At 40.7% G+C, this 16,326-nt stretch carries 11 protein-coding genes, 2 tRNA genes and 3 pseudogenes; 8 read left to right on the forward strand and 8 right to left on the reverse strand.

Annotated features, from left to right (window positions below; translation table 11 throughout):
- The 5 genes and pseudogenes from KDK67_RS04555 to KDK67_RS04570 all read left to right on the forward strand — a co-directional run.
- Positions 1–1,070, forward strand: a 1,070-nt coding sequence (locus KDK67_RS04555) for a PGF-CTERM sorting domain-containing protein (protein WP_250867654.1), incomplete at its 5' end; no start/stop codon positions are given.
- Between the two features lie 266 nt (positions 1,071–1,336).
- Positions 1,337–2,713 (forward strand): annotated as a pseudogene (locus tag KDK67_RS14515) (outer membrane protein assembly factor BamB family protein); the annotation flags it as partial.
- 366 nt (positions 2,714–3,079) lie between these two features.
- A pseudogene (locus tag KDK67_RS14520) lies at positions 3,080–3,367 on the forward strand (PGF-pre-PGF domain-containing protein); the annotation flags it as partial.
- 188 nt (positions 3,368–3,555) lie between these two features.
- Positions 3,556–5,898 (forward strand): outer membrane protein assembly factor BamB family protein, encoded by a 2,343-nt coding sequence (locus KDK67_RS04565; RefSeq protein ID WP_250867658.1) that lies wholly within the window; start codon positions 3,556–3,558, stop codon positions 5,896–5,898.
- Between the two features lie 489 nt (positions 5,899–6,387).
- Positions 6,388–6,579 carry a hypothetical protein gene (locus KDK67_RS04570; protein WP_250867659.1) on the forward strand — a complete coding sequence of 64 codons (192 nt, stop codon included), beginning with the start codon at positions 6,388–6,390 and terminating at the stop codon, positions 6,577–6,579.
- 404 nt (positions 6,580–6,983) lie between these two features.
- Here the strand turns inward: KDK67_RS04570 and KDK67_RS04575 are convergent, their stop codons facing one another.
- The 6 genes from KDK67_RS04575 to KDK67_RS04600 all read right to left on the reverse strand — a co-directional run bounded on the left by KDK67_RS04575 (position 6,984) and on the right by KDK67_RS04600 (position 13,073).
- Positions 6,984–7,505: a cob(I)yrinic acid a,c-diamide adenosyltransferase gene (locus tag KDK67_RS04575; RefSeq protein WP_250867660.1), complete on the reverse strand. Its 522-nt coding sequence runs from the start codon at positions 7,503–7,505 to the stop codon at positions 6,984–6,986.
- Positions 7,506–9,599 carry an adenosylcobalamin-dependent ribonucleoside-diphosphate reductase gene (locus KDK67_RS04580; RefSeq protein WP_250867661.1) on the reverse strand — a complete coding sequence of 698 codons (2,094 nt, stop codon included), beginning with the start codon at positions 9,597–9,599 and terminating at the stop codon, positions 7,506–7,508.
- A gap of 1,168 nt (positions 9,600–10,767) precedes the next feature.
- Positions 10,768–10,855: transfer RNA gene (locus KDK67_RS04585), tRNA-Leu, on the reverse strand.
- A 237-nt stretch (positions 10,856–11,092) separates the two neighbouring features.
- Entirely contained in the window at positions 11,093–12,445 is a 1,353-nt protein-coding gene (locus KDK67_RS04590; protein WP_250867662.1) for an MATE family efflux transporter, read from the reverse strand.
- Entirely contained in the window at positions 12,442–12,873 is a 432-nt protein-coding gene (locus KDK67_RS04595) for a MarR family winged helix-turn-helix transcriptional regulator (RefSeq protein WP_250867663.1), read from the reverse strand. The genes KDK67_RS04590 and KDK67_RS04595 overlap by 4 nt, the downstream gene beginning before the upstream one ends.
- A gap of 137 nt (positions 12,874–13,010) precedes the next feature.
- Positions 13,011–13,073, reverse strand: a tRNA-Gly gene (locus tag KDK67_RS04600).
- Here KDK67_RS04600 and KDK67_RS04605 point away from each other — a divergent pair.
- The 3 genes and pseudogenes from KDK67_RS04605 (at position 13,045) to KDK67_RS04610 (ending at position 15,537) form a co-directional block, all read left to right on the forward strand.
- Positions 13,045–13,911: an integrase gene (locus KDK67_RS04605; RefSeq protein WP_250867664.1), complete on the forward strand. Its 867-nt coding sequence runs from the start codon at positions 13,045–13,047 to the stop codon at positions 13,909–13,911. The genes KDK67_RS04600 and KDK67_RS04605 overlap by 29 nt on opposite strands.
- Before the next feature lie 654 nt (positions 13,912–14,565).
- Positions 14,566–14,721, forward strand: a pseudogene (locus KDK67_RS14525) (SEC-C metal-binding domain-containing protein); the annotation flags it as partial.
- 246 nt (positions 14,722–14,967) lie between these two features.
- Positions 14,968–15,537 carry a hypothetical protein gene (locus KDK67_RS04610; protein ID WP_250867665.1) on the forward strand — a complete coding sequence of 190 codons (570 nt, stop codon included), beginning with the start codon at positions 14,968–14,970 and terminating at the stop codon, positions 15,535–15,537.
- Positions 15,538–15,592: 55 nt separating this feature from the next.
- On the opposite strand, the gene KDK67_RS04615 is transcribed toward KDK67_RS04610, so the two are convergent.
- Positions 15,593–15,904: a hypothetical protein gene (locus KDK67_RS04615; RefSeq protein WP_250867666.1), complete on the reverse strand. Its 312-nt coding sequence runs from the start codon at positions 15,902–15,904 to the stop codon at positions 15,593–15,595.
- Between the two features lie 4 nt (positions 15,905–15,908).
- Positions 15,909–16,124 (reverse strand): hypothetical protein, encoded by a 216-nt coding sequence (locus tag KDK67_RS04620; RefSeq protein ID WP_250867667.1) that lies wholly within the window; start codon positions 16,122–16,124, stop codon positions 15,909–15,911.
- Positions 16,125–16,326 lie beyond the last annotated feature (202 nt).

A 16,326-nucleotide genomic window follows, 5' to 3' on the forward strand; every position in this document is an offset into this window, starting at 1 on the left:
TCATTTGGGATGGTGAGGTTGAGCTACCATCAGGCACATTTGATTTTGTTCCTACCAACAATCAGTCTGCAAGTTATGAGATCAATAATTTCACCGATCTTGGAGCTCTTGTGACTGCGAATCAAAGTGCTGGTTTTAGTATCAACATAACAGACGAATGGTACGCATCATTAGGTTCGTTCTGGATCGATGGTATTAATGGAACTAACAATGAACCATGGGGTCCTACCTCTAAATCATGGTCGATCTTGATCAATGATGTGCCAGCTTCTGAAGGACTTAGTAAGAACAAGCTGAGGAATGGGGATATTGTCAGTTTCTGGTTCTGTCCAACGAACAGTACGACATATGAACCCATCATCGATGAAGCAACATATGTCCTGAACATCACTCTGAAACCTACAACTGTCATTTGGGATGGTGAGGTTGAGCTACCATCAGGCACATTTGATTTTGTTCCTACCAACAATCAGTCTGCAAGTTATGAGATCAATAATTTCACCGATCTTGGAGCTCTTGTGACTGCGAATCAAAGTGCTGGTTTTAGTATCAACATAACAGACGAATGGTACGCATCATTAGGTTCGTTCTGGATCGATGGTATTAATGGAACTAACAATGAACCATGGGGTCCTACCTCTAAATCATGGTCGATCTTGATCAATGATGTGCCAGCTTCTGAAGGACTTAGTAAGAACAAGCTGAGGAATGGGGATATTGTCAGTTTCTGGTTCTGTCCAGCGAACAGTACGACATATGAACCTATCATCGGTGAGGCAACATATGTCCTGAATATATCTGCAGCAATTGAAAGTAGTACTAAAAGTAAAAGTAGCGGTGGTGGAACGGGTAATGCCACTATTTTGAAAGTTGTCGATGAAACACAACCAGAAGAAGATGAAGGCCAAATTGCACCTGGCAAGGATGCGGATGCAGGCTCTGCAGAGCAGTCTGATGCACCAATCGATGAAGCCGAAGAACCCAAAAAAGGTCTGCCTGGATTTGAAGGAATAGTTGCAGTATTCGGTTTGTTGCTCTCAGCTATCTTTATCGTGAGAAGAAGGATGTGATAAATCGACATACAAATATTGAGACCGTGTCGGGAAAGTGATGAAGAGCATTTTCCGATACTCTCATATTGAGATTTGAAATATAGACGTTGGGGGGGGCTAAATGGATGAACAAAAAAAATAAAAACGTTTTCGCTTTTTTTTTGAGTGCAATACTATTCATTTGTATCTTGTCGGGTATAGCATGCGCATCTGATTGGTCTCAGTTCCAGAAGGACAAAATTAACTCCGGAATTACAAAGGATGAAGCACCGATATCCGATCCGATGACTGGTAGTTCCTTATCATGGGAAAGGAAATTATCTTCTAACATCGACATTGCACCCATAGTTGTTGGAGACCTTGTATACGTGGCAACCGGTGACAACAAAGTGTATGCCATCGATAAAGAGACAGGAAACATCACATGGGAAAACTCTTCAAGCGGTAGCGGTTTCCTTCTTGCAAATATAGCCTACGGGAAGAACATGATCTTTGTTCCCACTAAAAATGGAAAAGTATATGCTTTTGATGCAAAGACAGGAGTTGAAATGTGGGATGTTAAAATATCCAGTAATCAACTGAATACGCCTGTTACATACGACAATAAACGGATATTTTTCGGGGATGCTGTCAGTGGTGGCACTGGCTCATCCACTGATGGAACATACTATTGCTTTGATGTGAAGGACGGTACTGAGCTCTGGAGTCGTGACTCTACCAGTGGCGGAGGTTATTACTGGGCAGGCGCAGCTCTGAAAGGGGATTATCTGATCTATGGTGATGACAGATCACATCTGACATCGGTTGAAAAAGATACGGGTAATACCACTGATGAAATAGATGTCTCTTCCGTTTTTGGTGTTGATGTAAAGGAGATCCGTTCCTCTATTGTTTGGAACAGTGAAAAGTTATATTTCACATCAAAAGGTGGATATTGTTTTGTCCTTGGATTCAATCATAGCAGTGGCAAGTTTGACACCATGGATAGTTACAACACGTATATAGGTCCCAGTGTATCCACACCGGCAATCTACAATGGAAAGGTCTATGTCGGAAGTGCTGGAGCTTTATCCTGTTTAAATGCATCCGATTTAACTGGTATCTGGACTTTTGCAGTATCTGGTGATGTAATGTCCTCTCCTGCTGTATCGGAACGTTATGATACAGGAAATGGCAACGTTTACATCTATTTCACAACAAACGATGCACATGGAATGATATATTGCCTTAAAGATTACAATGGGAACAGTAATCCTGTAGAACAATGGTCATATGGGGAACCGGGAAAAACAGACTGGTCTCTTGCAGGTGTCGCGATATCTGATGGATGGATATATTATGGTACTGACACGAATTATTTGTTTGGCTTAACAAACAAAAAAACTGTTATTGATAGTGGCGGCAGGAGAGGGGGTGGGGGTAGCGGTAGCAGTGGTTCAGCAAACATCTTATTTAGTACTGGAGAAGCGCCTGAGAATATCATTGCATTCGAAACAAGTATAAGTTACATGGCATTTGGTCATAAAACAACGTATGAGTTCTATAATCCAGATAACTATATCACCTCAATATCATTTGACGCGAAGCAGAATTGGGGGAAACAAGCTGCCGTTGTTGAGATATTGAATTCCAATTCTACGTACGGAACATCAATAGAGAAACAGGTCTATAAGTACCTAAACATCTGGATCGGTAAAGCTGGATTTGCAAACCCTGTACGCATGGATAATATAACTGTAGAATTCAAAGTTCTTAAATCAGAAATCAACGAAAGTACTGTAAACAGATCCACGATCACTTTGAACAGGTTCTATGATGATAAATGGAACTCTCTAAACACAGAGGAACTCGAGGACAGGGAGGATAATGATACCATCTATTTCAGAGCAGAAACCACCGGTTTTACACCATTTGTCATATCATATGAAAATTTTTCCGAAGTTGGTGTTTTGGAGTCTGATCATATAGATGGATATAAAGTTAATTCTTCGTACACAAAAACAATAACCGGAGATTACCAAAATCTTGACATCTGGTCTGCTCTGGTTGGATTTACAACGCCTGAACGCACGGAAAATATGACCATAGAGTTCAGAGTACTAAAATCAGAAATCAACGAGAGTAATGTAAACAGGTCCACGATCACTTTGAATAGATTCTATGATGATAAATGGAACTCTCTAAACACAGAGGAACTCGAGGACAGGGAGGATAATGATACCATCTATTTCAGAGCAGAAACCACTGGTATTTCACCATTTAAGATCACAGCTGAAGCGACTCTGGAAGTGGAGGATGGAAATCGAAACCAATAAAAGAAGGACGGTTTGTTTCTACAGATCTTTGTAGATGTGGGCTGAAAAGTTATCAACATTTTGTGGATTCAAATTTGAGGTAAGTGAGGGTCAAACGATTCTGTATCAAGGATGAATGTAAAATGAACAAAAAAAGAATATCTAATAAAGCATTCGTATTTTTTTTCATTTTTATATTTTTAACTTCAATGTCGACAGTCGCCACATCGTCCGATTGGTCACAGTTTCAATCTGACTGGGAACATACCGCATTAACACAGGACCCTGCAGTCAAGGATAATCCGGAAACAGCCTGGAGTGTTACCACCTCTATGTATGAAGAGAATGGTATCAACGCCCCACCTATAATTGCAGACGATCTTGTGTATATCTATACAACGAATGGTTCCATCTGGGCATTTGACAAGAACAATGGGGATCTGGTCTGGAGAAATAAAACCACTGGGGGAACTGCACTTCAATCATCGACACCAGCTTATGGCAATGGAAAGATCTTTGTTGCCAGCAATAGTGGTGACTTGTTTGCATTCGATGGATTAACAGGTGAAAAGCTTTGGAATGAGCATGTGACTGACAGCAATTTTGAATGTCCTATAACCTATTTCGATCACATGATATATATCGGAGATGGACTTAAGGGCGGAGTTGCTACAAAATATTACTATTGCTACGATGAGAACGGACAACAGCTCTGGAAATATGCTAATGAGCGATCTGCAGGATTCTTGTGGAATGGTGCATGCGTTATAGAGGATTTCATTGTATATCCAACGCACGAAGGTAAGTTGGTAAGCCTCGATAAAGAAAACGGAGGCCTTGTAGATGAGATCGATCTCTCTTCTGAAGTTCTCGATTTTGCAAAGGATGATCCTGGAATGTTCCGTTCATCTGTAACATATAACGATGGATTCGTATATACTACCTCAGAAAGGGGACAGTCTTTAGGATATGTATGGAAGATCGGATATGATAATGGAAAGTTCATCAATGATGGTTGGTCTACTCAGAACGGTTTCAGTACATCAACACCTGCTATCCACGATGGGAAAATCTATGTAGGACAGGGGGAACATGGTTACACAGGTAATCTCACCTGTTTGGACGATTCAACCGGAAATATTTTGTGGTCTTATTTTGTTGATGCGGGTGTGAAGTCGTCGCCAGCCATTGCTGTGGAGGGTGAGATGACGTACATTTATTTTACAGGGGCAAAAAGTAATGGTTCTCTTTATTGCCTGAAAGAAGATGGTTCTCTTGCCTGGGAATATAATCCACCGGATGATGGATACATATTACAAGGTGCCGCAATATCTGATGGAAAAATTTACTTTGGAACGGATAGTGGATACCTCTATTGCATTCAGGAGTCAATCCCAAAAGAGTGGGAGCAGTTCCATAAGGATGCTCAAAATACTGGATATTCCCCATCTGATGCCCCGAATACGAACAACATATTATGGGCCAGCGGAGATATAGGGGCAGTAAAAGGTTCATCACCTGTTATCGCTGACGCGAAGGTTTACGTAAACTGTGGAGACTACGTTAAATCTTTGGACCAGTATACCGGTGAGTTCCTGACAAATCACAGTAGAGGTAGCACCAAATATAATTCAATAGCTTCTCCTGCCTACCACAACGGCAGTGTGTGGTGTGGCTTGCCTGATTCGGTTAATAGCGGTACAACAGTGGCAGATGGGAAACTATTCGAAGGTGAGTGGGACGGTCACTATTACTGCTTCGATGAAGTGACCGGAGAGGAGTTATGGAATTTTAGTGCTAATGGGAATGTACAGGCGACACCTGCGTATGAGGAAGGCAGGGTTTATTTCACAAGCTGGGAATATGGGCAGACCTATGCAGGGTCTGTCTACTGCGTTGATTCAAATACAGGAAACCTGATCTGGAATCAGAGTGAAATTGTGTATAACTGCTGTGGTTCTCCAACGATCTATGGCAATATTGTTTATGTGACTACCTACAATTTCTATGGCGAAGGCGAGATATACGCACTGAACAAAAACAATGGTTCCATTTTATGGAAAAGGTCGATACATCGGACAGATTCAACACCAACGGTGGCTTATGGCAACGTCTATGTTTCCGGAGGAATTTATGGATACACTGATCTACAGACATACTGTTTCGATGCAACAACCGGAGATCTCAAATGGAACACGACTCCCGGTGATGGGATTGGGGGATGGCTCTGTTCGGTTGCCGTTGCAGATGAAAAAGTATTTGTAGGCACCGCTCTTGAGACAGAAGATGATTATACCGGACTTAATGGAACATGTGCCTTGGACGCATTTACCGGGGAATTGATATGGAATTCGAAATACGGAGGATCCTCTCCAGCCGTTTCGGATGGAATGGTATTTACCATTGCGGATGGCAGAGTCTATGCTTTTGGTGATGTACTAGCTAGAGATGAATCAACTAATGAGGAATCACCCGGTTTTGGATCATTCGTTGCAGCATCAGGATTGTTGATTTCAGCCATTTATATGATGAGAAGAAAAAGGAAAGACTGAATTGTTCTTTACGGAAAAGATAATTGCTGACAGGACTTTAACCCCCAAGCAAATTTGTAACGAGTTTGATGCCTCCTACAGTATAACTATAAAACAATCGGATCTGATCGAAATACTTGAAGACCTGAATGAGAGGGGATGTATGGAGTGCATTGATGATAAAGAGAATATATTATGGAGAAAAGCCAACGTTTCGAAGTAAATCGTGGATAAATACAGTAGTTCGCGAATTTCGGTTTAAACTCATATAAAAGAAATCATACTATACATTTACACGTGGTATAATTCCTCCGCATGTATTCCCAATTGCAAAAAAAGCCTCTTCTACTCGATTTAAATTAAATTTTACCGAATGCGCCAAAAATACACTACAACTTTTTTGAGCGATGAAGTTTGCCAACCAAAGTATCTAATATTAATTATATTTATGAGTGTTTCAGACAAACCATATATTAGCTAATCTAATGTATATTCTGTTGGGGTTTTAAAATGTGGAGTTTTTCAAAAATAGACACCGAAAATCTGAAAGCTATCACTGATCTAGAAAGCAAATTAGGTATAACCTTAATTGCTTTTTCAGATGATGGAATCGAGTATGCAGACTTAAATGAAGATGCTACTAAAGAAGTAAAGGACTTAGAAAAGAAACTGGGTCTTTCACTGGTAGCCATTAAAGCATAATAACATAGTGGATTGCAATATTTTGCACCCACTACCTTTTTTCAATATCAATGCTTCCTACGTTAAAAAGTTACGCTTTTAAAACGAAAAGCTAATTTGATGACATTTTTTTTAATAACATCTTCCAAATGATACCAAATATCAGATGATTGCGGAATGGATCGTAACCTCCATCCACAGAATCGAATTCAATATTATTACAACATATTATAAATATTAATGCGGTTGGGCAGGTTTATCGGAATTCTCTACAAAGTATAGTAATAGTGCAAAATAATTTTGTTTGCCATTATGATTTACATATTTTTATCTGCGAAATATCTATGATATCAACACTTTTTGCAGTTCCCACATCGATATCTTCTCACGATTTATGCACACGGAGGAAATGTGAATTTTGGTGGTTAATATTCAACACCTTCCCTTGCCGGGATGTTTTTTTCGTAAGGATGCTTCAGAAACCTCATTTCCGTTACAAGGTCTGCCCTTTCTATCAGTTCCTTGGGAGCCCTTCTTCCTGTCAGGACTAGTGTAGTCTCCTCCGGGATATCCTCCAACAGTTTGAGGATGTCTTCAGTCTTCAGAATTCCAAAGTGGGCCGCAAGGTTTATCTCGTCCAGTATCAAGAGCCTAGGTCCCGTCTGGATAGCTTTCTTTGCAAATTCCAAGGCCTCTGCCGCCAGCTTATAGTCCTCAGGCTCAGGAGTCTTGAGGTTTATGAACTCCTTCCTCCCGAACTGGTAAATCTCATACTCTGGTGACAATCTATCCTTTATCTTGTACTCCCCTATGTATTTTCGATCTTTCATGAACTGGATAATTATGACCTTGTACCCGTGGCCCACCGCCCTAAGAGCCAATCCAAAGGCGCTTGTGGACTTCCCCTCACCTTCCCCTGTGTAAAGATATACCATGCCTTTACCCACTTAAACACCTCCGAGGGGACACTCCTCGGTAATACAATCTCCAGAGAATTCTGAATCCGCCACAATTCCCTCCTCCTTATCTTTTCTTAAACCAGCTATCACTAAAACCTGCTTGGTCTTGCTCCCGTAGCGGTAGACAGTGATTCCCTTGCACTTCAGCTTATAAGCCATCACATAGATTTTTCTGACGTCTTCTAGGGTAGCGTTGGCTGGCAGATTAACTGTTTTGGCAACAGCATTGTCCACATACTTCTGGAAAGCCGCCTGCATCCTGACATGCCATTCCGGGGCAATGTCCAAAGATGTGACAAATACACGCTTAATATCCTCGGGTATCTTCGGGATGTTCTTAATAGACCCTGTCTTGGATATCTCTATCAGGAGGTCAGTGCTGTAGAATCCCCTCTCCTTTGCGATTTTCTCGAACACCGGGTTTACTTCCAGCAACTGCGTCCCCATGACATTTCTTACAAAGGATAGGGCAAAGATGGGTTCTATACCGGAACTTGTATTGGCAATTATGCTTATGGTCCCAGTGGGAGCTACGGTATTTACAGTAGCATTTCTCATGGCCTTGTAATCATTCGCCCACATGCTACTCTTGAAGTTCGGAAATGATCCCCTCTTCTCACCAAGTTCCACTGATTTCTTCACCGATTCGTCCCTGATGAACTTCATTAATTTTTCGGCGGTCTTTATGGCTTCCTCCGAATCGTAGGGTATTGCAAGTATGGTGCACATCTCAGCAAACCCCATCACACACAGGCCAATCTTACGGTTATTTTTTGTGATCCTGTCAATCTCTTTCAAGGGATACCTATTGGCATCAATCACGTTGTCCAGGAAATGCACACACAACCTCGTGGTCTTCCTTAGCTTCTCCCAGTCAATCTCACCGTCCCTTACCATCTTGGACAGATTGATAGACCCGAGGTTGCAGGATTCGTATGGAAGGAGGGGTATCTCACCGCATGGATTGGTGCTTTCAATGATACCAACATGAGAGATGGGATGTTTTCGATTAATCTCATCCAAAAAGACCATCCCCGGATCTCCAGTCCGCCAGGACATGATTACTATCAAGTCAAAAACATCCCTAGCCTTCAGCTTTCCTGTGGATTTTCCCGTCCTAGGGTTTATGAGGTTATATTCCCTGTCCTCTTCAACCGCTTTCATGAATTCGTCTGTAACACCCACGGAGATATTGAAGTTGTCCAAGAAACCCTCATTTCCCTTAGAGATTATGAATTCGATTATGTCAGGATGATCAACCCTCAGGATGCCCATGTTGGCACCCCTCCTCTTCCCACCCTGCTTTATCACTTCAGTAGCCTGGTCAAAGATTCTCATAAAGGACACCGGCCCCGAGGTCACGCCCTTGGTAGACATTACTATGTCCCCCCGAGGCCTTAATTTCGAAAAAGAAAAGCCAGTTCCACCCCCTGATTGGTGTATCAGGCTCATGTTAGTCAAAGCCCCAAAGATGCTCTTCAAGGAATCCTCCACAGGTAACACGAAACACGAACTCAGCTGCCCTAGGTCCGTACCAGCGTTCATCAGTGTTGGAGTATTGGGCAGGAACTCCAGACCTGCCATCATCCTGTAGAACTCCTCTTCTGTCTTTTTCACATCCCCTCCGTATCTTTTATCAACTGAGGCTACAGCCTTGGCCACCCTCTTGACCATCCCGGCAGGGGTCTCTATGATGTTGCCTTTCTCGTCCTTCAGCAGAGATTTTCTCTCCAGTACCCTAATAGCATCGATACTAAGCTTGAGCTCATCTTTTTCCACTCCCAAAAGCTTCTTTGCTTCCCTCACATCTGTCCTTTTCTGGCGATACAGAATATAGGCTTTGGCCACCTTGGCGCATCCATTCCTGATTATAATCTCTTCAACTATATCCTGTACATCTTCTACACCAGGAATCCTGTCTTTGAACTTATCTTCAAGAGCCTCCACCACTTGGCAGGATATTTTACTGGTCAGGTCGCCGTTCTTTTCCCTTACCGCCAAAATGGCCTTCTGTATTGCTAAAGTAATCTTTGCAGAGTCAAATGCTACGATTCTACCGTCCCTTTTTCTTATCTTTTCCATCTCGCACCCCAATTAGAGTTGATAAATGTTCCAATTAAATGTTTCCCCATTATATTGTTAGGAGACTTCAGCTCTGTAGAATTCCTCTATAAATGACAGCAAAAATTCAATACAATGGTAGGTGGCAATCAAAAACTATAACAAAAAATACCTGAATAATATATTGGGGGTAAATAAGTGAAAATATGTGTAACAGCTACGTCTGGAAATTAATTCTTTTATCGAGTTCCCCATACATGTGGGGATAAAACGGCACGAACCAATGGATTCCAAGGCAAACGCAGAATTACTCATGCATCAATTCCCAATTGTAACAATTGTACCAAATGAAGTGAAGACATTTTCTGCCAAAATTTATCATTCCGATTAATCGACTCCTTGCCTTGATTCCATAGATTATAGATTTGAGATCTATCATATTGAGTTGATATTTTTAACTACTATTCGACCACTCGCTCCCCATGGGAGACGGCCTTTCCATTCAGCACAGGCAGGATTTAGACCCTCTTAAAATTCTGCCCATAGGCAATCCGACATCTCAACAAATGAACTAGCTGTGATATTCTACCTCGAACTAATGGGCCGATAGCCCGCAGGATACCAATCACTCAACATATTCCCAAAGACCCACCGATGACGTCAAGTAGGACACTTGAGCTACTCAGACCGACTAACCTTGCGATGAAGTATTTACTGGTTGTCCGTCCGCAGGTGAGATACCCTCCCTATCAAAATAATATACATCATCATCCCCTATTACACGTCCCAGCATGCTCAGCTCGAGGTCAAGATGTTTCACGCTCAAAACAGAATCAATGGATCAGAGCCAAGACATTCGGTGTCGTGTCGTTCGTCTTATTCATACCACACGGTCCAGTACATTACAAAGCTGCTTCTCATTGGAACTGCCACTAAACGCAGGTCTGCGTTGAGTGTGATAGTAACACCATTTCTCCCACGGACGCTGCAAGGTATTCAAGGCTGAGCAGTTGTGGAGTACAAATTGAAGTGTCAATAACAGCTGATAACTCGCATCAAAATACCAGGGGGGTGTATGTATTATTGTTGTTACCCCATTTACCCTCGCTTTTCCAATTTTTGAAAATAACGTATTTACTGTTACAAAAAACACACATAGTTATAAACACAAGCATACGTATAAAAAAAATGGTGCGAGGGGTGTGATTCGAACACACGAATTCCTACGAAAATGGGTCCTAAGCCCATCGCCTTTGACCTGGCTGGGCAACCCTCGCATTGAGAGATGTAATTAAACGCGTTTCTGAATATTAACGTTGCGCTTTCTATGTTGCTAGTTCCTTTGAAATATTACGAAGCCCTTTGAATAAAGTCCTAAGCCCTGCGCCTTTGGCCAGGCTGGGCAACCCCCGCAAAAAAGAACAATCTCTAAACTCATTTTTCATATTTAATCTTATGCAATGATGCGACAAGGCATATCTCTGCATGACCTTATCGCAGCCTTACAAAATTTATTAATTGACTTCGTTCGGAGGATGTTTGAGAATTTTTATTTCTTTCAGGAACATGACCGCCACAACTGCGAACATCAGATATATACCCACAGGGGCTGCCATCCAGACACCTGTAAGACCGTAGTATCTCGGCAGGATGAACAGTAAGGGAAGAATGAAGATGAAGATCTTGCCGAAATGGATGAACAATGAAGGTTTTATCTTGTTCACTGACTGGTAATAGACAGCCACGGATATGATGACACCCTCAACAAGGATACCGAAAATGAATATCCTCATGCCTTCGACGGCTGTTGCTAGCAATTCGGGATCATTGCGATTGAAAAGCTGGATGATCGTTTCCGGGAACAGGTATAGTAGAGTGAATCCTGAAAGCCCTACAAAAAAACATGATAGTATGGCCATTTTGGTAGCACTGTAAACCCTGTCGTAAAGTTTTGCGCCGTGGTTGAATCCTATTATCGGCTGTACACCTCCGGAGATGCCTTCGAATATCATGTAGAAGATGGCGAACGAATACTCGATGACACCATAAGAAGATACAGCAATTTCAGAACCGTATTTCAGGAGCATATAATTATAGCTCAGCACAAGCACTCCAAGGGATGCCTGCATGACGAATGCCGGAAAACCAGTCTTTAATATGCCTGCAATGATCTCAAGGTCAGGGCTTATGTCGGAAAGGTAAAGTCTCAACTGCGCATGCCTGCTGAAGAAATAGGATACGAATGCGACCATGGAAACTGCAAACGCGATAATAGTAGCAATGGCAGCACCCTGCATACCCATACCCCAGCGCATGACGAAAAGATAATCAAGCACGATGTTCGTCACAGCGCCCACAAACATCATCTTCATAGCAAAGTTAGGGCGACCGTCATTACGCACAAGAGGATCAAGCCCTATACCTGCAATGAAACAGATAGAACCTATGAACATTATTTGAAGATAGTCGTTCGCCATAACGAAAACAGTACCGGTAGCACCTACCATCCTGAGCAACGGTTCAGTGAAGAACAGCCCCAGTATAGCAAAGAATGTACCCACCACAAACATCAAAGGCAGCATATCAGAAGCGATCCGATGGGCACGCTTACGATTACCATTCCCAAGCTCTATGGCCACAAGGGAAGCACCGCCCGTTCCTATCAGCATGGCAATTGCAATCATACCAATGAGCAAAGGATATACAAGTGTCACCGATGCGAGACCAAGAGTACCTACGCCATTACCGATGAAATAGCCATCAATGGTAATCTGCACACCACCGATAATGAATCCCACGACCGCAGGAAGTGCAAATTTTCTGAACAATTTCCCTATACTTTCAACTGCTAATTCGTCTCCGCTCATTTCCCACCATCCCCTTCAAGATTAGAAGTTATCTTTTCCCACAAGCCTGAAAATACCTCGAACTCATTGTCATCAAGAATAGCACGGACCTTGTTAAAGAACAGAACATCGCCCGAACTGGCCACACTGACAACTTCCGTCCCTTTAGGGGAAAGTTCTATCCGACACACTCGCCGATCATCTTTAGAGCGAATAACTTTGACAAGGCTCTTTCCAACAAGCTTATTCACCATATTGCTTGCAGAAGGCTTTTTCACATCCATTGCAGATGCAAGTTCGGATAGCGTAGGTTTATCAAGGGACATAATTTCACGAAGATACAGAATCGAACTAAAGCTCACATCTTCACACATTGTAGAACTATCATTGTTTTTCAACATACTCTTATAGAATTTGTCTACTTTTTCAAATGATAATGGTTTTTTCATGATCGTTAGTTAGACTAACTAATATTTAAACATGGTGAAGTGTTAATCAATAACTTAAGACGCCGAACATTAGAAAGTCACAAAAAACCAGCTAGTGGATAGACAATATTTAAAGAATAATTAACAAAAGAATAGGATGCGCCAACCGGGATTTGAACCCGGGTTTAGGGCTTGGAAGGCCCCAGTCAACGCCATTTCGCAGCGCAGCGTATCGATTCCAACTCCATGAAAAGTTGTGCAATATTTTACAATGATAATCGTGAGGATTTCACATCATGGATCCTTGCACGCATGTCTAAGGATACCGCCTTGAAGTATATCAGATATACAGATCGATATCTTACAGATCTACCACTTCAGGATCAATGCGACATCGTTCAACTTTCATCCACTGTCCAGACAGGATGGAACTGGTATGCTAAAGCATTACGGAATTATATCCATTTTCTTGAGGATCGTAATATCCTCACGTCTGATCAGGCTATAGAATGGAAAAAACCGTTGTCCATGAAAAGCACCAACCCTGACACATGGGTTCCAGATGTTGAAGATATACAGAATGTCCTCAAAGCTGCTCAAAATCCAACATATGTACACTTTATGCAGCTTTTGCTATACAGTGGTATAAGGACAACCGAAGCGATCCATATCGTCCATAATTTTGATGTTAAGCGTTTACATTTCAGCGGGGATGTTGCGTACTATGACATTGACTGGAACCGCGGGAACAAACACGCAATAAAAGCATTTATGCCGTCTGACTTTGCAAGGACATTGCAGCGCACACCCGACATCAGTATCAATGCGGTTCAGAAATACTTCAGGGTCCGTGGGATCGGGCTGAAATATTGCAGGAATCTGTTCATAGATCAATGCGTCAAGGTAGGTATATCAGAATCCCTTATCCAGTATATGATCGGACATACAAACGGATCCGTGCTTATGACCAACTACCTAGAAAAGCTCAATAATTCCACGGTCGCATATGCTAAAGTATCCACCAATCTACAGGATATAATCAATACCCGTAAACAATGATAACATCAACATTGCGTGCAAGCATATGAGAACAGACCTACACTGTGGATAGTATCAGTCCATTTCTGTCCATGTGTAGGGTTATATTTTCCCCAAGCCCTAATCCCTGGTTCAATTCCCGTTTGGCTATTTCTGGGCGTTATTCAATACATATGCGACACATTGGACGTATCAAAATCATTGCGACACACGTTACACGTAATTATCCATGCGACACATGGAAAAATCATTATCACGGACATTATGGTAAAATGTCTTACCTGAAATAATAGAAATAATATCCAACCCTAATGTATGGTTGAATCTATAGGTATACTTAACCCGTACATGTATGGAATTGCATTGATTCGTGGATCTACAATAGTTGTCGATATGCCAATATCTAACGTTGTTTCCATTTCATATGGGTTAAAATATCCTATAGATGCTTTTTTGTCTATAGCATGGTAGCACATAACTTTTGGCAAAGTCGTATTTATTACACATTCGTCTCAAATATAATATTGGTTCTGGCATACGAATGCTTAATATTATCCATGCGTTGCAAAGCTAACATCAATTTTCGCACTGTTACTAGCCTGAAATTTAACAAAAGTAAACGTAAAAAAATCTATAGATATATCGAATTTAATTCTTGTTCGTTGACAGAATTAACCATGTACCTGCAATAGTGGGAAGAAATATAAAAAATGTTGTATGCAGAAAGTTGCAGAGGAAAAACAAGAACCTCTTGAGCAAAGGTGTAGTTACTTTAGAAAGCCACTTGGTCCAAGGGAACTCAAACACGAACGAACTCTTTTTGTAAATTAATAAATATCTCAATTATTTTTCATTTAATCGATTACGAACCATATATAGAATATGATGAGGAAATTACATAACATATATAGAAATTGTAAAGAAAAAAATAGTAGCTCTTTTTTGTTAGTCAACTTAAGTAAGCATAATTGTATATGTGTCAAGTTTGTTTAATAACATCATTCGAAACTTATTTATGAAGGTTAGAATCATTAGACAAACAATCAAATTTAAAAGGAAAGTGATATTATTAATGGAATGATAGGCTACCTTCTTGAGCATTATATAAATCCAATAATTGTTCTTTTTATTGTATCTATAGCATTTTCTGCTGGTACTGATACTACTAATGGCGTATTATTCTCATATCTTGAGAAAGTGCCATCGATTTATTATATGCTCATCATCGCTTTTGGAATATTATGGATTGTTGGCATCTTCATATATAAGCGTAGACAAACCCAAAAAAAAGGAATCGGATTGATACCAACTGGACATCCTATCCATGGATGGAAAATTCTTGGAAATATTGAATATAAAGACGTTTTATGGACAATGCGCATTCCTAATAGAACTCCTTGGTCCATAGGAAAAGAGCCTTTAGATTTAGATGATATTGACATAAAAATACCCCCAATCTGCCCGAAATGTAATACTGAACTAAATCAAAAAGATAATGTGTTTGGTCTTTATAATTGGAATTGTCCACATCCAAAATGTAGTTACAAGAAACGATGGAATTTTAGTAGCTGGTATTCTGAAAGAGAAACGGTTAAAAAGATTGCTAAAACAGATATTCGATCAAACTCCAAAAAAAGAAGAATATAAGATTATTAGATTCAAGAATTTTCAGGTAGCATGATTGTATACTTACCAAGCTCGTTTAGTGATATGAATATCTGCTGTTTCTTCCCACTGGACAATTCAATATTACCTGAATAAAACGATTCAGACTTATCCTTGAACCCATTAGATGCCTTCCAATAGTGTTAGCTTGATTCAAAAGGTCTAACAGGTTTGGGATATTAATCCCATCATCCTGCAAATATCCTTGAGCCATCAGGTTAGTTGTAATGTACCTAAAGATTCCGATCTCCCATTTAGTATTGACTTGCAGGATGTCGAAAAGGATACCATCTTCAACAGCTTGTTCTGAAGTGCAAGTATAGACAACTTCACCAAAAATATCATCCACACAATCACATCCTCTGCTGGATTGTCACAACAAAGGTTGATCTGTCTGGTGCGATAACAACTAAGCCATTATCATTAGACAGGACTCCTGCTTCTTCAAGTGTCAGTACTTCATAGGATAGTAGTTCTCTATCTTCATTATCTTCATCATCTTCATCTTCCCATGTTTTGTTCCATATTGCGTTCTCAAGAAATGTCATAAAATCAGATTCGGTAGTCATAGTTTATCACCGAAAAAATTTATCCGAGACACTCCTAATGTAAAATTTGAAAGATTAATTGTAATGTGTGGTTTCAATGAGGTAGAAGGTATGTAATGACATTGAAATTAAATAGGGTAATCATATAAAAAAAACATCACGATAGAATATTTGTCAATTCAACATAATAAAATAGGAACAGTTATGTACTAGCAAGATAACC

The sequence above is a fragment of the Methanococcoides seepicolus genome (assembly GCF_023684405.1).
In the GTDB taxonomy this organism is placed as follows: Archaea; Halobacteriota; Methanosarcinia; order Methanosarcinales; family Methanosarcinaceae; genus Methanococcoides; species Methanococcoides seepicolus.

Excerpts from the sequence above, each read along its gene's own strand:
- KDK67_RS04565 (WP_250867658.1), top strand. The coding sequence starts at position 3,556 with ATGTCGACAGTCGCCACATCGTCCGATTGGTCACAGTTTCAATCTGAC.
- KDK67_RS04570 (WP_250867659.1), top strand. The coding sequence starts at position 6,388 with ATGTGGAGTTTTTCAAAAATAGACACCGAAAATCTGAAAGCTATCACT.
- KDK67_RS04580 (WP_250867661.1), bottom strand. The coding sequence starts at position 9,599 with ATGGAAAAGATAAGAAAAAGGGACGGTAGAATCGTAGCATTTGACTCT.
- KDK67_RS04590 (WP_250867662.1), bottom strand. The coding sequence starts at position 12,445 with ATGAGCGGAGACGAATTAGCAGTTGAAAGTATAGGGAAATTGTTCAGA.
- KDK67_RS04595 (WP_250867663.1), bottom strand. The coding sequence starts at position 12,873 with ATGAAAAAACCATTATCATTTGAAAAAGTAGACAAATTCTATAAGAGT.
- KDK67_RS04610 (WP_250867665.1), top strand. The coding sequence starts at position 14,968 with ATGATAGGCTACCTTCTTGAGCATTATATAAATCCAATAATTGTTCTT.
- KDK67_RS04620 (WP_250867667.1), bottom strand. The coding sequence starts at position 16,124 with ATGACTACCGAATCTGATTTTATGACATTTCTTGAGAACGCAATATGG.